Here is an 18,264-nt window from a genome sequence, read left to right as displayed (position 1 = left end):
CCATGATTATTTATTCAATACGTAGATTGCTTTTATTGCTTGTGACACTGTTCTTTTTGTCACTCGTGAGCTTTAGCCTGAGCTATTACACGCCAAATGGTCCATTAAGTGGTGCATCACTAATAGATGCCTACTTTTTCTATGCTCACAATATGATTCATTTTGATTTTGGTATTTCCTCTATTAATGGAGAACCTATAAAAGCGCAATTAATTGAAGCATTGCCAGCAACAATGGAGCTTTGTACCTTAGCCTTTCTTTTTGCCTTAATTGTGGGTATTCCCGCAGGGATCATTGCTGGTGTTTGGCGTAATAAATCTGCTGATATTATTATCAGTAACTTTGCGCTCTTAGGTTTTTCTGTGCCTGTTTTTGGACTCGCTTTGTTATTAACACTGTTCTTCTCATTAAAACTGGGTTGGCTTCCTGTTTCTGGTCGTATTGATTTACTTTATAACTTACAGCCTATTACAGGCATTGCATTAGTTGATGCTTGGTTATCTACTTCACCTTATCGCCAGCAAATGATTATTAATGTGTTACAACACCTGATTTTACCTGTAACAACACTTGCTATTGCACCTACAACGGAAGTTATTCGATTAATGCGCAATAGTACGGAAGAAATTATGTCAGAGAACTACGTGAAGGCAGCCGCAACTCGAGGTCTCTCACGTTTTACTATTATTCGTCGCCATATTCTTCATAATGCTTTACCCCCTATCATCCCTAAATTAGGCTTGCAGTTCTCTACCATGCTTACACTTACCATGGTGACTGAAATCGTATTTAACTGGCCGGGACTCGGTCGCTGGTTAGTCACAGCAATCCGCCAACAAGATTACTCTGCGATTTCCGCAGGAGTGATGTTAGTAGGTTCAATGGTCATTGTTGTCAACGTCTTGTCAGATATTGTAGGCGCTATGAGTAACCCAATGAAACACAAGGTGGGATATGCCTTTAGATAGCCAGTTTTATAAAGAGAAAAAAACACCGACACCCGCAGCGGTGATTTGGCAATGTTTTTCTAAAGACGTTATCTCAATGGTAGGGTTTTATGGTGTTCTTTTTCTCTTAGTATTGAGTGTAATTGGCCCTTATATTGCGCCTTATGCTCTTGATCAACAGTTTTTCGGTCATCAATTAACGCCACCATCTTGGTATCAAAACGGGAACGTTTCTTACTTTTTTGGTACAGATGACTTAGGCCGAGATGTTTTTAGTCGAATTTTAATTGGGACAAGCATGACCTTTGGTGGTGCATTTATTGTCACTTTTGCTGCGACATTAATGGGTTTGATTATTGGTTGCTTTGCGGGGATGACTCATGGTTTAAAATCCGCCATTCTTAACCATATATTAGATACCTTATTATCAATTCCATCACTACTTCTGGCCATTATTGTTGTGGCTTTTGTGGGCACAAGCCTTGGTCATGCCATGATAGCGATTTGGCTAGCATTGCTACCTCGCTTAGTCAGAATGATCTATTCTGCGGTCAATGATGAATTAAACAAAGAGTATGTCATTGCTTCTCGACTTGATGGCGCATCTAATATTTCCATTTTATGGTATACCGTATTACCCAATATTACCCCTGTATTGGTCTCTGAATTAACGCGTGCTTTTTCAATCGCTATTCTTGATATTACCGCATTGGGTTTCCTCAATTTAGGCGCTCAGCTTCCTTCTCCTGAATGGGGTGCCATGCTGGGTGATTCACTTGAGTTAATTTATGTCGCCCCATGGACTGTCTTGATTCCGGGCGCCACAATTATGATCAGCGTTTTATTGGTGAACCTATTAGGAGATGGTTTACAGCGTGCAATAAATGAGGGAGTTGAATAATGCCTTTATTAGATATACGCAATTTAACCATTGAATTTATGACACCTGATGGGCCAGTTAAAGCCGTCGATCGTGTTTCTATCACCCTAAATGAAGGTGAAGTCAGGGGTCTTGTCGGTGAATCAGGATCAGGTAAAAGCTTAATTGCAAAAGCCATCTGTGGCGTTACTAAAGATAATATTAACGTAACCGCTGATCGTTTCCGATTTGATGATATTGATTTACTTAAATTATCACCAAGAGCGCGACGTCGTGTTATTGGTCATAATATCTCAATGATTTTCCAAGAGCCGCAATCTTGTCTTGATCCTGCAACAAAAATTGAGCAGCAGTTGATACAAGCTATCCCAGGCTGGACATTTAAAGGCCATTGGTGGCAACGCTTTCATTGGCGAAGACGTCGTGCAATTGAATTATTGCACCGTGTAGGTATTAAAGATCACAAAGATATTATGCGCAGTTACCCTTATGAATTAACAGAAGGTGAATGCCAAAAAGTGATGATAGCCATCGCCATTGCTAATCAGCCTCGATTACTGATTGCGGATGAACCAACTAACGCAATGGAACCCGCAACACAAACACAAATATTTCGTTTACTTACTCGACTCAATCAAAATAATAATATGACAATTCTTTTGATTAGCCATGATTTGCAATGGATGAGTAAATTGGCGAATAAAATTACAGTGATGTATTGTGGTCAAATGGTTGAAACTGCCTCTCCCGATGAACTATTAGTGACGCCTTATCATCCTTATACTCAAGCATTAATACGCTCTATTCCTGATTTTACCAACTCATTGGCACATAAGAGCCGTTTAAATACATTACCTGGAGCAATCCCTTCGCTTGAACATTTGCCCGTCGGTTGTCGTTTAGGCCCTCGTTGCCCATATGCACAACGTCAATGTATTGAAGCCCCTCGGTTACGTTTATTTAAAAACCATGCCGTGGCTTGTCATTTCCCGTTAAATGTGGAGCCAACTGATGTTCGATAAATTGCTTGAGGTAAAAAATCTTTCAAAAACCTTTCGCTATCGCACTGGGTTATTTCGGCGTCAGCAATTAGAAGCTGTAAAACCAGTTAGTTTTACACTTGAACCCAAACAAACCTTAGCCATTATTGGTGCTAATGGTTCAGGAAAATCTACATTAGCAAGAATGTTATCAGGTGTAACTGAGCCTACAGGCGGGGATATTTTTATTAATGGGCATCAGCTCCATTTCGGTGATTATCCTTATCGTAGTCAACGCATTAGAATGATATTCCAAGATCCCACTAACTCATTAAATCCACGCCAGCGTATCGGTCAAACATTAGATATTCCTTTGCGTCTTAATACGGATCTGAGTGCTATTGAACGTGAAAAGCGCATTTATCAGACATTACGCCAAGTAGGTCTTTTGCCTGAACATGCCAATTATTATCCCCATATGTTTGCATCAGGTCAGCGCCAACGTATTGCGCTCGCAAGAGCATTAATTTTACAACCTCAAGTGATTATTGCTGATGAGGCTATCGCATCATTGGATATGTCTTTACGATCACAAATTATAAACTTGATGTTAGAACTGCAAGAAACTCATGATATTGCCTATATTTATGTAACACAAAACTTAGGTATGACTAAACATATTAGCGATAAGATTATTGTGATGGATAATGGTGAAGTTGTTGAACGCGGTAATACAGCTGAAGTTCTTGCTTCACCTTTGCATGAAGTCACACGAAGATTGGTTGCAAGCCATTTTGGTGAAGCCTTAACAGCCGAAGCTTGGCGTCAAGATTTAACTTAAGTATAAATAATATAGGTCTAATGTTAATTGCACATTATTTCACCCTTTTTCCCTAACTCCTCGGAGGTGCTAGGGAAATTAAACAAATTTACAAATGTCGTGGTAGAATCAGCCACGTTTATTAACAATAAGCGTGATAACCCAACAGATAAATAAAACTGTGAATGATGTTATTATCGCGATTTACGAAAAAACAAGGATACAGCTATGGGCTTTATGACCGGCAAACGCATTCTTATTACTGGTGTTGCTAGTAAATTATCAATTGCTTATGGTATTGCCAAAGCTATGCGTGACCAAGGTGCAGAACTTGCATTTACTTACCAAAATGAAAAACTGAAACCACGCGTTGAAGAATTTGCAGCATCATTAGACTCAAATATCGTATTAGAGTGTGATGTGTCAAAAGACGAAAGCATCGATACCATGTATGCAGAACTTGCAAAAGTTTGGCCAAAATACGATGGTTTTGTTCACTCTATCGGTTTTGCGCCTGCTGACCAATTAGATGGTGACTATGTTAACGCTGTTACTCGTGAAGGTTTTAAAATTGCTCACGATATTAGCGCATACAGCTTTGTTGCGATGGCAAAAGCAAGTCGTGAAATGCTAAATCCAAACTCTGCACTGTTAACTCTGACTTATTTAGGTGCTGAACGTGCAATCCCTAACTATAACGTTATGGGTCTGGCTAAAGCATCTTTAGAAGCTAACGTACGTTATATGGCAAACGCCATGGGTCCTGAAGGTATTCGTGTTAACGGTATCTCTGCTGGCCCAATCCGTACATTAGCAGCGTCTGGTATCAAAGACTTCCGTAAAATGTTAAGTCACTGCGAATCAGTAACCCCTCTGCGTCGCACTGTAACAACCGAAGATGTAGGTAATACAGCAGCATTCCTATGCTCTGACTTATCAGGTGGTATTACTGGTGAAATCATCCACGTTGATGGTGGCTTTAGCATCGCAGCAATGAATGAATTAGAACTAAAATAATTCTATTGTCTGAATAACAAAAGCCAGCCTAAAATCATTAAGGCTGGCTTTTTTATGAAAATAACATTCCTGCGTATCTTCATTTCATCCATCCTGTTAGATTTTTTAAGTTTTTTTTATGTTTAATTATTTTGCTTTTTTGTTGATAAACATCCATATTTCATCTTGTTTTCACTCTTTTTGAACTTCATATTTAGAGCAATTACTTTTTAGCTAAATTTAACTTTTATTTTTTAGTTAATTCCTATAATCTTTTCACTCATTACAGATAAAATAATCACATATTAATAAAAGGATTTAATGTATGAAGAAATTTAAATTCCTATTTTATATTTTTGCCATTATTGGCGTAATTATTTTTATCATCGCTTTATTTGTTATTAAATCAGAATTACATTTAGTAAGAAACGGAATAGAAACAACAGGTGTTGTTATTGATCAAAATATGAGTAAGTCCTCTAGTGAAAGAAGTGTTTATCACCCTATTATTCAATTTACTACTAATGATAATAGAGAAATTACTTTTCGTTCACTAGAAGGTAGTAACCCACCTCGTTTCCATCTTGGTGAAAAGATCAGCGTTATTTATCTTCAAAATGATCCTCAAAGAGCAACAATTAACAACTTTTTAGGTTTATATGGTGCGGGCACTATATTAGGTATTTTTAGTTTAGCATTTGCCTCAACGGGTCTTATCCCTTTGTATTTTATAAGAAGAAGAGACAATAGAGATCAACGATTAAAACGTGATGGCATGCCTATTAATGTGAAAATATCTGAGGTTATTATTAATAATAATATTCGAATTAATCGCCGTTCTCCTTATCAAATCATTGCAGATTATCATGACACATTAAACAATCGTTTAATTCGTTATAAAAGTGGTTATATCTTTTTTGATCCCACGCCTTATATTAATAAAGAGCTGGTTACAGTCTATGTCGATAAGAAAAACCCCAAGATTTATTACCTTGATATTTCTTTTCTGCCTTCATTTGAAGAGTGACAATTAAATGGTCTATATATAATTAATATAAAGAATACTTATTTTCTTATAATTTCATCAATTATCTGTCTTGTTCACAGATTTACAAAAGCCTTTTTCATTTGCATCATTTGAGTTTGCTAATTTCTTAGAACACCTTATTATCTTATGTTAATGAAGATATTTTTTGATATCTGTAAGTCATTATCACCATCTCATTGATAGGGAGCTATTCAATATGAAATTGTACTACACACCGGGTAGTTGCTCACTTTCCCCTCATATCGTTTTACGTGAAACGGGTCTAGATTTCTCTATTGAGCGCATCGATTTACGTGCTAAAAAAACAGAGTCAGGTAAAGATTTTCTAACCATCAACCCTAAAGGGCAGGTTCCTGTTCTTCAATTAGATAATGGTGATATTCTGACTGAAGGCGTTGCTATTATTCAATACCTTGCAGACTTAAAACCAGACAGAAATTTAATTGCGCCAGCAAAAACATTAGAACGTTATCACCAAATAGAGTGGTTAAACTTTCTTGCGAGTGAAGTTCATAAAGGCTATAGCCCATTATTTTCACCAGATACACCTGAAAGCTACCTACCTGTGGTTAAAACCAAACTCAAAAGTAAATTTGCTTATATCAATGATGTCTTAAGCAAACATAAATTTGCATATGGTGAGTATTTTACTGTTATTGATGCTTATCTATTTACATTAAGCCAATGGGCACCACATGTTGGCTTAGATTTAACTGATCTAACACATCTACAAGATTACTTAAAACGTATTGCACAACGCCCTAATGTGCATAGTGCATTAGTCACTGAAGGACTCATTAAAGAGTAACTTTTGATTTTTGAATTTAAATAGCTCAAGTGTTCTCAATTTACTTGAGCTATTATTTTTTAAGTATATCTACATATAACAGATATTGTTGTCTAAAGTAATATACTTTCATATCTATATTTAAAAATTACTCAGGGAAATTACTTTACTAGAATAATAGGATATTACATGATCAACGTTTCTACTTACTTAAAAATAAAAGATAATTTTATTAATATCAATGACTATAATGGCTTATTAAAAGATACTTTCTATATTGAAGGCGCCATAGAATTATCTATTTATAATATCAAAGTAATTGATATAGAAATGTGGGATTATGTTGACCAATTATGGAGTTACCTGATTGAAGCTTTAGTTAAAATAAATAAAAATCAAGAGGCTAAAATAAATTTCCCCGACCAACCTATTGAAATGAATTTTCAACCTATCAATGAAAATGTGCTCATTACCATCAATGCCAATGAATCACGAAAATCTTTTATTAAAAAAGATCTACTTATAAGAACAATGGCATTACATGCACAAAGCTTTTTTAATAAATTGACAACATTTAAAGGTATTATTCTTAATGATTATGCTATCGATTTTAAAAATATAGAAAAATTACTAAAAAATAATTAATATAAAAATAAAGGAAATGAAATGAATAATAATTTCAATAACTGCGAAAAAAACATTTCTTTGTTTGAAATAGAACAACTAGAGAATAATTTTAAATATAAATTTACTAATGACTTTATTGAACATTACCTACAATTTAATGGGGGGATCCCTTTAAAGAGCTGGTATTATATCAATGATGATATTGAACCTCTTGAAATTGCAAAGTTTAAATCCATAAAACACTATAACTTAATTTTAGATAGCAGTACTTCATTAATTGATAATTGTTATTATTATATGATTGAAAAAAAAGTTATTCCTCAAAACATCATCCCTTTTGCTATTGATTGGGGTGGGAATTTTTTCTGTATTAATCAAGATGATAATAGTGTGCTATTTTATGCGGTAGATCTCTTTAATGATGAACTAACTCTTGAAGAAAACTATAAAAATGCTCAACTTTATTTAGCTCCTTCATTTGATATTTTTATCAATAACCTAATGAGTGAAGATGAGATAGATGCTTTATAATATTATTGTTGTTTGTATAATCTATCGATATCTTACAACAGGACTCCTAGAAAAACGGAAACTATTAAGCCTCCGTTCTTGTTTTAATTAAATACGCTTTATTGCAATTAATCTATCTGTGTTGCGCAGAATCTATGTGTTGGATGTACCATTTGATCTTGTGCAGCAACGAGTTGCAATTCGTACTCATTCATTTCTTTCGTTTTAAGCATCACTTCATAAACTGCCGCGGCAACGTGTTCTAGTGCAGTTTGTAACTCAACCCCTTTGAGTAAATCCACCAGCATTAAACCACTGGTTAAATCACCGACTCCTACAGGTTGACGCTCACCAAAATCAACTAATGGCCGACTAACATGCCAACTATGTTCTGCGGTTACTAACAGCATTTCAAAACGATCATGACGATATCCAGCACGTGATAAGTGTTTTACTAATACAATCTTAGGGCCTTGTTTACACAATTCACGAGCAGCGTTTACGCATTCATCAACGTTGTGAAGAGCTTTACCACCACTTAATGTTTCAAGCTCTAAAAGATTAGGTGCAATAATATCGCTAATTGGTAAAGCCTCTTCACACAGCACACCTGAAACAGCAGGAGGAACAATACAACCTTTTTCAGGATGTCCCATCACTGGATCACAAAAATACCATGCATTAGGATTGGCTTGTTTTACTTTTTTAACGATATCAACAATGCGCAAACCTTGTTCAGCCGATCCTAAATAACCACTTAGTACAGCATCACATTGTGAGAGCTTGCCGATTGCGGCAATACCATCAACAATCTCAGTAATATGTTCTGCTGACATGACGCAGCCAGTCCATTTTTCTGGATATTGTGTGTGGTTTGAAAATTGCACTGTGTTTAAAGGCCAAACGTTCACACCCATACGACGCATTGGAAACTCAGAAGCACTGTTACCCGCGTGACCGAAAACAACATGAGATTGAATAGAGAGTATATTTTTCATGACATAAACCGATTATTGTGAATACACACAACACCCAAGCTTTATCATCATAGGCGAGGTATATACGTTATTTATTGTTATTAAGAAAAAGGGCAACTCACTGGCTGCCCTTTACTGTCAATTATTTCCAGATAACAAGGCAGTAGTGTTTTTTACCGCGACGTAAAATAGAATAATGACCAAATAAGAAATCTTTTTCTTCAAAAACGTATTCAGGATTGTCTTGTTTTTCGCCATTAATTGAAACGGCGTTAGAGCCAATCATTGTACGAGCCTGACCACGAGAAGGAACTAATTCTGCGTTAACTAGCGCTTGTTGCAAATCACTGCCTTTTTCTAACTCAATTGTAGGCATGCCGTCTTGTGCTAATTGTTCAAGATCAGCTTGTGTTAAATCTGCAATTGCACCAGAGAATAAGCTTTCTGTAATACGTTTAGCGGCGACTAACCCCTCTTCACCATGAACTAAACCAGTAACTAGTTCTGCTAATACACGTTGAGCACGAGGCGCTTGACCGCTATTTTTATCTTCTTCTTCAAGTGCATTAATTTCTTCAATACTCATAAAGGTGAAGAATTTTAAGAAGCGATAAACGTCAGCATCTGCTGTATTGATCCAGAACTGATAGAATTTGTATGGGCTTGTTTTCTTAGGATCTAACCAAACCGCACCGCCTTCTGTCTTACCGAATTTAGTTCCGTCAGATTTAGTAATTAATGGTACAGTCATACCAAATACTTGTTTCTGATTGAAACGACGGGTTAAATCGATACCTGAAGTGATATTACCCCACTGATCAGAGCCACCGATTTGTAATTCAACACCTAAATGCGTATTTAATGACGCGAAGTCATAAGCTTGTAATAGGTTATAGGCGAATTCAGTAAAAGAGATACCCACATCGTCGCGGTTTAAACGTTGTTTAACCGCTTCTTTGTTGATCATTTGGTTCACAGAGAAGTGTTTACCGATATCACGCAGGAATGTCAGCACATCCATTTGACCAAACCAGTCATAGTTGTTTGCTAATTCCGCACTGTTTTCACCACTGTCGAAATCTAAGAAAGGTGACACTTGTTTACGAATTTTTTCTACCCATTCGTGAACAGTATCTTGGGTATTCAGTTTGCGCTCGGTGGCTTTAAAACTAGGATCACCAATCAGACCCGTTGCACCACCCACCAACGCCACAGGCTTATGCCCGGCTAGTTGGAATCGTTTTAAACACAGCAAAGGAACCAAATGCCCCAAGTGCAGGCTATCAGCGGTAGGATCGAAGCCACAATAGAGAGCGATAGGACCTTGCTCCAAACGCTCTACTAAAGCTGCCTCATCCGTGACCTGAGCGATTAGCCCACGCTCCTGCAATTGTGTGATTAGGTTCTTGCTAGACATCAATGACTCCATCGGTTTATTGTTTTTTGTCTATTTAAAATATAAGTGAAACACAAGTGGTATAGCATAAAGCGCCACTACGTTAAGTACCAGTAGAAAAAGGCTTTTTGAGGAAAATTTATTAACGCACTATTAAGGTGCTAATCGCTCAATATCCCATCCTTGTGGTGATTTTTGGTAGATAAAGCGATCGTGTAGACGATTTTCTCGTCCTTGCCAAAATTCAACAGATTCAAATGTCACACGATATCCACCCCAGAAGCTTGGTAATGGGACTTCTCCATTTTGGAATTTCTGTTTTAATTCCAAAAATTTACTTTCTAACACGCCTCTTGCGGAAATACGAGAAGACTGTTGAGAAGCCCAAGCTGCAATTTGACTATCTTTAGGGCGACTATGGAAGTATTTCAGAACTTCAATAGGCGAAAGCTTTTCTGCCTTCCCTAAAAAACAGACTTGTCTTTCTAAGGGATACCAAGGAAATAACAAACTCACTCTTTGGTTATGTTCTAAATGACTCGCTTTACGACTCCCCAAGTTGGTGTAAAAAACTAAGCCATGTTCATCAAAGTGCTTTAATAACACGATACGCTGATAAGGTTGTCCATTTTCATCAACAGTTGCAACACACATTGCTGTAGGATCACTTAAACGCGCTTCACAAGCTTGTTTTAACCATTTCTCAAACAACACCAATGGCTGTTCAGTTAATTCATGACGTCGTAATCCACCGTTCATATATTCACGGCGTAAATCGGCAACATCAATAAAATCAAGATCTGTCATTTTTCACACTCTCTCTTTTGAGAAACTGCGTTCAGCATATCACGCTTAACGAGGATTTGTAGGGTAAATCGCCCCTAAAACAGTTTCTCTTGATGCCCCTGTGACAGAAGGTAAATTTCCTGATTCATTGGCAATAGTTCTAGCTGCGAGCCAAGCAAATGCAAGAGCCTCCATATCATCACCACTTAAACCATATTTATCTGTAGCAGCCACTTCTGTACCTGGTAACAATGAAGCCAAACGATGCATGATTTGCCCATTTCTAGCGCCTCCGCCACAAACTAAAAGGCGTTCACATCCCCCGCTTAATTGTATTTGTTGCACAATACTGATAACGGTTAATTCAACTAAAGTAGCTTGTACATCTTCAGGGAAGACATTAGGTACTCTTTCTAAATGATAGTTTAACCATTGTGTATTGAAATATTCTCGTCCTGTACTTTTAGGTGCTGAACGAGAAAAATAAGGATCAGACAGCATGTCTTTTAATAATGCAGCATTTACTTTCCCGGTTGCTGCCCATTGCCCATTATCATCATAAGGCGTTTGGTTATGTATCCAGTTCCAGCTATCTAACAACATATTGCCAGGGCCAGTGTCATAGCCTTTTACTGCGACACCAGGCAATAGTAATGAAATATTGGCAATTCCCCCAATATTTAGAATAATACGTCTCTCGATAGAATGTCCTAATACTGCAAGGTGAAAAGCAGGCACTAAAGGCGCGCCTTGCCCACCATATGCTATATCACGACGACGGAAATCACCGACAGTGGTGATCCCTGTCAATGCAGCTACACGATTATTGTCACCGATTTGCATAGTAAATGGCATATTACTTTCAGGTTCATGCCAGACCGTTTGTCCATGACACCCTATCGCCGTAATATCGCTTGCACTAAGTTTTACTTTTGCCAGTAACTCTATAATTGCTTGAGCATATAGCTCCCCTAATTGCGCGTCTAATAAGCCTAGCTCATGTAGAGTAGTGGGTTGTCCTTGGCAAACAGCTAAAATACGTTGACGTAGAAGTTGAGGGTAAGGTAAAAAATGAGTTTCTTGTTGTGCAACGAACTTATTATTGATTGCAGCTAATACAACATCAACACCATCTAAGCTTGTGCCAGACATCACGCCAATGTATCGCCCTGCTCTCATGTTCTTTTCCTTATAATCAAGATGATGCAAATTTTTAACATATAATGTTATATTCTCTTTTTTCAGAAATCTCTTCTGTTTTTACTATCGGCCTTTACTATATAGTAAGCTATATATTATTAAAATCAGTGTCGACATAAGTAAAAAATAGTCTATAACTGATACTAGATAACATTGGTATAACCTGAACAATGTACATCAGGTTTTCTTTAGGAGTAACTATGTTTAAGCATTTACTTATTGGTCTTTTTACAATGACCGTTCTTACTGGTTGTGTGAACACAAGTTCATTATCGGGCGACACTTACACCGCAAGCCAAGCCAAACAAGCGCAAAATATTACTTATGGTACGATTGTTTCTGTTCGTGCAGTTAATATCCAAGCCGGCAGTGATGAGAACATCTTAGGTGCCGTTGGTGGTGCTGTTCTTGGCGGAATGTTAGGTAACACTATTGGTGGTGGCACAGGTCGCAACCTTGCAACAGCAGCTGGTGCAATCGCAGGTGGTATGGCAGGACAACAAGCACAAGGTGCATTAAATACAACCAAGGGTGTTCAAATTGAAGTTCGTCTAGACAGCGGTAAAACCGTGGCTATCGTTCAAAAAGCAGATAATACTGTTTATAGTCAAGGCCAACGTGTTGCAGTTATTGGTAATGGTAATAATTTAACTGTATCTCCTAGATAGTTCATGGATATAAAACAGGCAACTTAATGTTGCCTGTTTTTTTTATGACCTAATAATAATGAATTTAAAGAGAGATTAAATATATAACCTACCTATTTATTACCCTCACGTAATAATTATTATCACAATAGTAATTAATCTTTATTTAAATAGATTATATATTGATTTTTAAATTATTAGCTGCTTAATCTATTTATGTTTTTTTCCAACTTTTGAATAATACCAATTAATGTTTCAATTTCATCTCGTCGAATATCACCCAATATTTCTCGTCTAGTTTGCTCTATAACTGCATAGACTTCATTAATAAAAGGTTCAGATTCGTTTGTTAATTTTATACGTTTTGCTCTACGATCATTTGCACATGTATGTCTACATATCAGTTTTTTTTCTTCCAGTTGATCAAGTGTTCTTACTAAAGAAGGTTGCTCTATACCTATAGCTTTAGCCAATTGTATTTGTGACTGCTCTGGCGGTAATTGGCTAATATTATACAAAGTGACCCAATGGGTTTGAGTTAATTTTAATGGTTTGAGACGATGATCAATTAAAGCACGCCATAATCGAACTAAACGCGCCAAATCAGCTCCTAATGTTGATTCCACTTATCTCTCCTTAATTAGCATTTTCAGTCAACTTATTGCAAAGTTTAGATATTCATTTTTAATACAACATTTACCTATTCTTTTTAATTAGAATATTTACCTTTAATAACTAATATAATTATATTCCTATTTATTAGATAAGTAATTATTTTCAAGACTTTATTAATTTATTTTCTTTCTGACAACGAAAGTTCTTAAAGAATAACCTTGTTATAAAAACTAATCTATATTTTTTTACATAATAACAATCATTATTTCACGATTTATATCCCCACAAAGAAAAATATTTTTGTTATCATGCAATTACAAATAAATAACCATTAGAAATATTTTTAATCAATATAATTGTATTAATAAAGAAAAAATAATAAACCAACTAACTACAATAAATAACAAAAATGAATTAAAACAATTCTAAATTTATTTTTTAAAATTAAAAAACAAGTGGAAATTTTAAAATAAATTAAGTTGTCCATTTTCTTTTCCTATTGTCGCCCCTTCTTTTTTAAATGTTCTTAAATAACGTTGCTGACAAAGGCGTAATACATTTCTTTTATCTAATGCGCTCATTGTTGACCAATTAAATCGTTCTTGCCGATTACGATAGCATCCCATGCAATAACCTTGAGCATTCATTTCACAACATCCAATACAAGGACTAGGAATATCAAAAAATTCTAATTGATCTTGCATTTGATTTCCCCCCCCTGTTGTTTGTTACTATAGAGTATAGTTAATGGAGAGATTATCTGCACAATGCACAGATTGAACTGTTAAGGGTGTAGTAAAATTGAACTTTAGGGCTTTAACGCGCTATAGTACTGCGCCATCAGTTTATCTGTAAGGTTTAACATTAAAAAACACGAGAGGTTTATATGCGAGTACTTCATACCATGATTCGTGTAGGCGATTTACAACGTTCTATCGATTTTTATACCAAAGTATTAGGTATGCAACTTCTACGCACTAGCGAGAATGAGGAATATAAATACTCGTTAGCTTTTGTGGGCTATGGTGATGAGAGCACCGGTGCGGTTATCGAATTAACCTATAACTGGGGCGTAAACAGCTATGAAATGGGTACGGCTTTTGGCCATGTTGCGCTGGGTGTTGATGATGTTGCAGCAACCTGTGAAGCAATTCGTCAAGCTGGCGGTAATGTTACCCGTGACGCAGGCCCAGTTAAAGGTGGTTCAACTATTATTGCTTTTGTTGAAGATCCTGATGGGTATAAAATCGAACTCATCGAAAATAAAAGTGCAAGTCACGCACTAGGTAACTGATTTTTATTTAAACCAGAAAGATAATCTCTTTATCTTTCTGGCCTTGCTTATTATTAATTTCCGATATTTTATTTTTATCGGATAAGTACAATTTGATGCCTGAAATAAATAATCCCAATAAGCTTTGTAACCGTTTTCGAGGTTACTACCCTGTTGTTATTGACGTTGAGACAGGTGGATTTAATGCAAAAACAGATGGTTTACTTGAAATTGCAGCCATTACATTAAAAATGGATGAACAAGGTTGGTTAAAACCTGATAACACGCTACATTTTCATGTTGATCCCTTTGAAGGTGCTAATCTAGAACCTGCTGCCTTAGAATTTACAGGCATTGATCCAACAAACCCACTTCGTGGCGCAGTCAGTGAATATGAAGCCTTGCATGCTATTTTTAAAATGGTACGTAAAGGAATGAAGGATGCTGATTGTAACCGTGCCATTATTGTGGCGCACAATGCAAATTTTGATCATAGCTTTGTCATGGCGGCGGCTGAACGTGCTGGGTTAAAACGAAACCCTTTTCATCCTTTTGCCACATTTGATACAGCGGCGTTAAGTGGTTTAGTATTGGGACAAACTATTTTAGCTAAAGCCTGTATCACTGCAGGAATACCTTTTGATAGCAAACTTGCTCATGGTGCGTTGTATGATACGAATCGCACATCATTACTTTTTTGTGAATTAGTTAATCGCTGGAAAAAGCTCGGTGGATGGCCATTACCAACACCTTAATTCTATTATTTCAATAATAACAATATGAATAACAGAAAAAGCCAGTTCATCACTGAACTGGCTTTTCTTATTGAATACTTTATTTCTATTTCTTTTAATATCAATATCTTAAAAGAAAAACAATTAGGCTTCTTCTTCGCCGCGATACTTATCAGCAGTCTCTTTTAGTAACTTCTGTAATTCACCGCGCTGATACATTTCTAAAATGATGTCACATCCACCGACTAATTCACCATCTACCCATAATTGTGGGAAAGTTGGCCAGTGTGCATATTTTGGTAATTCTGCACGAATATCTGGGTTTTGCAGGATATCAACATACGCAAAACGCTCACCACAAGCAGAGATAGCTTGAACTGCCTGAGCAGAAAAACCGCAACTTGGTAATTTTGGTGAACCTTTCATATATAAAATAATTGGGTTTTCATTAATCTGGCGTTCAATTTTTTCAATAGTCGTCATTTGTAAGTCCTTACAGCCTTTTATATTCAATATGCTTTATAGGGGAAAACATGAAAGAAGAATACCACTTTATATTGGAAAGCTCTATATAAGTTTAGTTATCAATATAAAACAATAAGTTGGTATCAAATCACAATACTATTGACGAGAAAATGCACGATAATGCATAAAAATAAATCAACAAGTTATAGATGTTTATGTGTGTGTTTTACCTTATCATTTCACCTTTACGATCTACGTATTCACTTTCTAAGATGTTAGAAAAGATACGTACTGTAAAAACAGGTAATTCTTTACAACTCTATTTTTGTTATTTATTTTTTATCGGTGATAATACACTAAAAGCCTCAATTAAGAGGCTGAATACATTTCAGATGAGAAAATCATCATAACTCAAATCAATTAACCTAATTCATATGACTTATTGCTGTATGGTCCCGTTGTCTAAAAGGATCAAGCAACCCAGTGCATATGTAATATCAGTTATTTCACCTTTTATTTTTACAGTTTGTCCTTTCTTAATTTTAAGGACATTTTCTTCTTCGCTTGGTTTTAAAGTATATGACGCACTGGTTTTATTATTAAATGAAATAGCAACGACTTTAGGTGGGGTCGGTTTATAGAGGTCATATCTAACGACTTCATCCAAACTTCTGATATTAGTCACTCGCCCCTCTAAAATGACCCACTTACCTCTCCATTTTTTCTGAGCAGCTATTTCATTATCATTAAAATCCTTACATATTCCTGCATAAGAAGCTTCTGTTACTGTTGATTCCATTGATGGAACTATTTGGTTTACAGCGCTATTAACTGAGCGAATAGCTTCGTTTATTTTACATCCCGATAATAATATAATTGCAGATAATAATAACACTCTCTTTTTCATAAAAAATCCTTTATAAAGTCAAAAAAAGACATATAAAAATATAATAGGTAAATAAACAACTTCCTCGCCAATTTTGTAGAGAAATACATTACTACTTAAACAGCTTAATGTTTTTGTTTTATATTAATGGAAATATAAATGAACGATACTATAACTTTCTATTGTATGATTTAAAATAAGAAAAGTCTCTCGCCTTAAGCCTTGATGAAGAAATAAAAAACACATTATATTCTAAATTCATCACCCTCACTAATCTATAATATTGCCAACTCATTCATTATTGTGTTTTTATATCTAAATTTAAGATTTATTATTCTACATCCTACTATTATTTTCCCATGAGAATTAATTTCACCAATTTAAATATAAAGATTTAAATATAGAGTTCATTATAATAATATTGATAAAGTGTGTTACATTCTTCTTTATTGGAATTATATTCAGCTATATATTTTCCCATCTTAAAAAGAAGAAAGGAAAATATAAAAAATTCGAAAAATAACTATTTCTATACTTCGGTTAACAATAGAACCCCTACCATATTAATTTATAATGTTTTTTAATCACTAAGAGCCTGAGCGCCCAGTTTTTGATAACTAGCGATTTAATGCTACCTTCCTAAAAGAATATAATGTATATAAATGGGTTTATGATAAATCCTGATGAGTAGTATTAATTATGGACATGATTTTACTTTTTCTTTTAGTGGGATGTATCACAGGCTTCTTTGCTGGATTGCTTGGTATTGGAGGAGGAGCAATCATTGTTCCCGTCGTTATGTATGTGGTTAGCCAACAAGCAATACCTCTTGATATGGTAATGAAAATAGCCTTATCCACATCATTTTCTGTCATTATATTTTCTACGGCATCTTCGGCATACTCTCATAATAAACATAAAGCCATTTTATGGCAGCAATTTCCTCTATTAGCCATAGGTACTATTATTGGTATGCTTGTGGGAACATTTCTTGTACAAAAAATGTCGAACACTTTTTTGCAAATCGTGTTTTGTATTTTCATGATCTATACCATTTATGGTTTGTTAACCAAAAAGAAAGAAACAGAACGCATTGAGAATGTTAAAGATCCTATCGTCTCAAAACCTGCATTAACAAGTGGTGGTTCACTTATTGGCTTTGTCTCAAGCTTTATTGGTATTGCTGGTGGCACTATCACCATTCCGCTCTTAAGTCATTGGGGATTTAATACACGCAAATGCATTGCAACTTCATCAATGTTAGGAGTAATTATTGCCCTAATTGGCACAACGATGGGGATTATTTATGGCTGGAACCAAACGAATATTAATGACTATTATTTAGGTTTTGTTTATTTACCTGCATTTGTCGGAATAAGCATTACTAGCGTGCTTTTCGCTCCTGTTGGAGTAAAAGTGGCTTATCGCCTGCCAATATCCAGAGTTCGCCAAATATTTGCATTATTTTTATTCTTAGTCGTTGTTAAAATGATGTATACACTGATTATGGAATAAGAAAAAATAATAAAAATACAATTATATCAATAGAATAAGTAAAGTTAGAGATAATTTTTTATAAACCTAAAATAACCTTATTAATAATAATATTTTCATTTAACACAATAATGACTTTACTGCTTTACGCGTCGCTCGGTGGGATATACTCTTATGAGTATAATTAATCGATATG

General features: G+C 35.5%; 21 protein-coding genes. 13 read left to right on the top strand and 8 right to left on the bottom strand.

Annotated elements, in window-relative coordinates; genetic code table 11:
- The first annotated feature begins 2 nt into the window (after positions 1-2).
- The 9 genes from sapB (at position 3) to GTH24_RS08290 (ending at position 7,616) form a co-directional block, all read left to right on the top strand.
- The gene (sapB, locus tag GTH24_RS08330; RefSeq protein ID WP_072067959.1) at positions 3-968 is read left to right on the top strand and encodes a putrescine export ABC transporter permease SapB; all 966 of its coding nucleotides are present in this window, start codon (positions 3-5) and stop codon (positions 966-968) included.
- The gene (gene sapC, locus GTH24_RS08325; RefSeq protein ID WP_072067958.1) at positions 955-1,848 is read left to right on the top strand and encodes a putrescine export ABC transporter permease SapC; all 894 of its coding nucleotides are present in this window, start codon (positions 955-957) and stop codon (positions 1,846-1,848) included. The genes sapB and sapC overlap by 14 nt, the downstream gene beginning before the upstream one ends.
- Positions 1,848-2,849, top strand: coding sequence for a putrescine export ABC transporter ATP-binding protein SapD (gene sapD / locus GTH24_RS08320; protein WP_072067957.1), 1,002 nt, complete (start codon positions 1,848-1,850; stop codon positions 2,847-2,849). The genes sapC and sapD overlap by 1 nt, the downstream gene beginning before the upstream one ends.
- A complete protein-coding gene (gene sapF / locus GTH24_RS08315; protein WP_072067956.1) occupies positions 2,839-3,648 on the top strand; it encodes a putrescine export ABC transporter ATP-binding protein SapF in 810 nt (269 codons plus the stop codon). Before sapD ends, sapF begins: the two co-directional genes overlap by 11 nt.
- A gap of 207 nt (positions 3,649-3,855) precedes the next feature.
- Positions 3,856-4,644, top strand: coding sequence for an enoyl-ACP reductase FabI (fabI, locus tag GTH24_RS08310; RefSeq protein WP_072067955.1), 789 nt, complete (start codon positions 3,856-3,858; stop codon positions 4,642-4,644).
- A gap of 304 nt (positions 4,645-4,948) precedes the next feature.
- Positions 4,949-5,650: a DUF3592 domain-containing protein gene (locus GTH24_RS08305; RefSeq protein WP_072067954.1), complete on the top strand. Its 702-nt coding sequence runs from the start codon at positions 4,949-4,951 to the stop codon at positions 5,648-5,650.
- Between the two features lie 217 nt (positions 5,651-5,867).
- Positions 5,868-6,479, top strand: a complete 612-nt coding sequence (gstA, locus tag GTH24_RS08300) for a glutathione transferase GstA (RefSeq protein ID WP_072067953.1) — start codon at positions 5,868-5,870, stop codon at positions 6,477-6,479.
- A 168-nt stretch (positions 6,480-6,647) separates the two neighbouring features.
- Entirely contained in the window at positions 6,648-7,103 is a 456-nt protein-coding gene (locus GTH24_RS08295) for a hypothetical protein (RefSeq protein WP_072067952.1), read from the top strand.
- 21 nt (positions 7,104-7,124) lie between these two features.
- Positions 7,125-7,616 (top strand): SMI1/KNR4 family protein, encoded by a 492-nt coding sequence (locus tag GTH24_RS08290; RefSeq protein ID WP_164526219.1) that lies wholly within the window; start codon positions 7,125-7,127, stop codon positions 7,614-7,616.
- A gap of 107 nt (positions 7,617-7,723) precedes the next feature.
- On the opposite strand, the gene pdxY is transcribed toward GTH24_RS08290, so the two are convergent.
- The 4 genes from pdxY to anmK form a co-directional block, all read right to left on the bottom strand.
- Complete coding sequence (gene pdxY / locus GTH24_RS08285) at positions 7,724-8,593, bottom strand: pyridoxal kinase PdxY (protein ID WP_109408709.1); 870 nt, start codon at positions 8,591-8,593, stop codon at positions 7,724-7,726.
- A gap of 121 nt (positions 8,594-8,714) precedes the next feature.
- Entirely contained in the window at positions 8,715-9,989 is a 1,275-nt protein-coding gene (gene tyrS / locus GTH24_RS08280; RefSeq protein ID WP_072067950.1) for a tyrosine--tRNA ligase, read from the bottom strand.
- Between the two features lie 132 nt (positions 9,990-10,121).
- On the bottom strand, positions 10,122-10,775 hold the full coding sequence (pdxH, locus tag GTH24_RS08275) for a pyridoxamine 5'-phosphate oxidase (protein ID WP_164526218.1): 654 nt from the start codon (positions 10,773-10,775) through the stop codon (positions 10,122-10,124).
- A gap of 45 nt (positions 10,776-10,820) precedes the next feature.
- Entirely contained in the window at positions 10,821-11,933 is a 1,113-nt protein-coding gene (gene anmK, locus GTH24_RS08270; protein WP_072067948.1) for an anhydro-N-acetylmuramic acid kinase, read from the bottom strand.
- Positions 11,934-12,154: 221 nt separating this feature from the next.
- On the opposite strand from anmK, the gene GTH24_RS08265 reads away from it, so the two are divergent.
- On the top strand, positions 12,155-12,622 hold the full coding sequence (locus GTH24_RS08265) for a glycine zipper 2TM domain-containing protein (protein WP_072067947.1): 468 nt from the start codon (positions 12,155-12,157) through the stop codon (positions 12,620-12,622).
- Between the two features lie 176 nt (positions 12,623-12,798).
- Here the strand turns inward: GTH24_RS08265 and slyA are convergent, their stop codons facing one another.
- Together slyA and GTH24_RS08255 are read right to left on the bottom strand one after the other, a co-directional pair.
- A complete protein-coding gene (gene slyA / locus GTH24_RS08260) occupies positions 12,799-13,227 on the bottom strand; it encodes a transcriptional regulator SlyA (RefSeq protein WP_164526217.1) in 429 nt (142 codons plus the stop codon).
- 453 nt (positions 13,228-13,680) lie between these two features.
- Positions 13,681-13,920 carry a DUF1289 domain-containing protein gene (locus GTH24_RS08255; RefSeq protein ID WP_072070285.1) on the bottom strand — a complete coding sequence of 80 codons (240 nt, stop codon included), beginning with the start codon at positions 13,918-13,920 and terminating at the stop codon, positions 13,681-13,683.
- A 182-nt stretch (positions 13,921-14,102) separates the two neighbouring features.
- On the opposite strand from GTH24_RS08255, the gene gloA reads away from it, so the two are divergent.
- Positions 14,103-14,510 carry a lactoylglutathione lyase gene (gloA, locus tag GTH24_RS08250; protein ID WP_036937247.1) on the top strand — a complete coding sequence of 136 codons (408 nt, stop codon included), beginning with the start codon at positions 14,103-14,105 and terminating at the stop codon, positions 14,508-14,510.
- A 95-nt stretch (positions 14,511-14,605) separates the two neighbouring features.
- Positions 14,606-15,244, top strand: a complete 639-nt coding sequence (rnt, locus tag GTH24_RS08245; protein WP_072070286.1) for a ribonuclease T — start codon at positions 14,606-14,608, stop codon at positions 15,242-15,244.
- A 123-nt stretch (positions 15,245-15,367) separates the two neighbouring features.
- On the opposite strand, the gene GTH24_RS08240 is transcribed toward rnt, so the two are convergent.
- Both GTH24_RS08240 and GTH24_RS08235 read right to left on the bottom strand, forming a co-directional pair.
- On the bottom strand, positions 15,368-15,706 hold the full coding sequence (locus GTH24_RS08240) for a Grx4 family monothiol glutaredoxin (RefSeq protein WP_072070287.1): 339 nt from the start codon (positions 15,704-15,706) through the stop codon (positions 15,368-15,370).
- 421 nt (positions 15,707-16,127) lie between these two features.
- Positions 16,128-16,595, bottom strand: coding sequence for an OB-fold protein (locus GTH24_RS08235; protein WP_072070288.1), 468 nt, complete (start codon positions 16,593-16,595; stop codon positions 16,128-16,130).
- Positions 16,596-17,273: 678 nt separating this feature from the next.
- Between GTH24_RS08235 and GTH24_RS08230 the strand changes: the two genes are divergently transcribed.
- Entirely contained in the window at positions 17,274-18,089 is an 816-nt protein-coding gene (locus GTH24_RS08230; protein ID WP_072070290.1) for a sulfite exporter TauE/SafE family protein, read from the top strand.
- Positions 18,090-18,264 lie beyond the last annotated feature (175 nt).

This window comes from Proteus vulgaris, assembly GCF_011045815.1.
In the GTDB taxonomy this organism is placed as follows: domain Bacteria; phylum Pseudomonadota; class Gammaproteobacteria; order Enterobacterales; family Enterobacteriaceae; genus Proteus; species Proteus vulgaris_B.
This window is presented reverse-complemented; position numbering and strand designations above follow the sequence as displayed.

What these genes read in the sequence shown, in the direction of transcription:
- tyrS (WP_072067950.1), bottom strand. Translation starts at nt 9,989, where the DNA reads ATGTCTAGCAAGAACCTAATCACACAATTGCAGGAGCGTGGGCTAATC.
- pdxY (WP_109408709.1), bottom strand. Translation starts at nt 8,593, where the DNA reads ATGAAAAATATACTCTCTATTCAATCTCATGTTGTTTTCGGTCACGCG.
- sapD (WP_072067957.1), top strand. Translation starts at nt 1,848, where the DNA reads ATGCCTTTATTAGATATACGCAATTTAACCATTGAATTTATGACACCT.
- gloA (WP_036937247.1), top strand. Translation starts at nt 14,103, where the DNA reads ATGCGAGTACTTCATACCATGATTCGTGTAGGCGATTTACAACGTTCT.
- sapF (WP_072067956.1), top strand. Translation starts at nt 2,839, where the DNA reads ATGTTCGATAAATTGCTTGAGGTAAAAAATCTTTCAAAAACCTTTCGC.
- GTH24_RS08265 (WP_072067947.1), top strand. Translation starts at nt 12,155, where the DNA reads ATGTTTAAGCATTTACTTATTGGTCTTTTTACAATGACCGTTCTTACT.
- GTH24_RS08240 (WP_072070287.1), bottom strand. Translation starts at nt 15,706, where the DNA reads ATGACGACTATTGAAAAAATTGAACGCCAGATTAATGAAAACCCAATT.
- sapB (WP_072067959.1), top strand. Translation starts at nt 3, where the DNA reads ATGATTATTTATTCAATACGTAGATTGCTTTTATTGCTTGTGACACTG.
- anmK (WP_072067948.1), bottom strand. Translation starts at nt 11,933, where the DNA reads ATGAGAGCAGGGCGATACATTGGCGTGATGTCTGGCACAAGCTTAGAT.
- fabI (WP_072067955.1), top strand. Translation starts at nt 3,856, where the DNA reads ATGGGCTTTATGACCGGCAAACGCATTCTTATTACTGGTGTTGCTAGT.
- GTH24_RS08305 (WP_072067954.1), top strand. Translation starts at nt 4,949, where the DNA reads ATGAAGAAATTTAAATTCCTATTTTATATTTTTGCCATTATTGGCGTA.
- GTH24_RS08230 (WP_072070290.1), top strand. Translation starts at nt 17,274, where the DNA reads ATGGACATGATTTTACTTTTTCTTTTAGTGGGATGTATCACAGGCTTC.
- gstA (WP_072067953.1), top strand. Translation starts at nt 5,868, where the DNA reads ATGAAATTGTACTACACACCGGGTAGTTGCTCACTTTCCCCTCATATC.
- GTH24_RS08235 (WP_072070288.1), bottom strand. Translation starts at nt 16,595, where the DNA reads ATGAAAAAGAGAGTGTTATTATTATCTGCAATTATATTATTATCGGGA.
- GTH24_RS08295 (WP_072067952.1), top strand. Translation starts at nt 6,648, where the DNA reads ATGATCAACGTTTCTACTTACTTAAAAATAAAAGATAATTTTATTAAT.
- GTH24_RS08290 (WP_164526219.1), top strand. Translation starts at nt 7,125, where the DNA reads ATGAATAATAATTTCAATAACTGCGAAAAAAACATTTCTTTGTTTGAA.
- pdxH (WP_164526218.1), bottom strand. Translation starts at nt 10,775, where the DNA reads ATGACAGATCTTGATTTTATTGATGTTGCCGATTTACGCCGTGAATAT.
- GTH24_RS08255 (WP_072070285.1), bottom strand. Translation starts at nt 13,920, where the DNA reads ATGCAAGATCAATTAGAATTTTTTGATATTCCTAGTCCTTGTATTGGA.
- rnt (WP_072070286.1), top strand. Translation starts at nt 14,606, where the DNA reads ATGCCTGAAATAAATAATCCCAATAAGCTTTGTAACCGTTTTCGAGGT.
- sapC (WP_072067958.1), top strand. Translation starts at nt 955, where the DNA reads ATGCCTTTAGATAGCCAGTTTTATAAAGAGAAAAAAACACCGACACCC.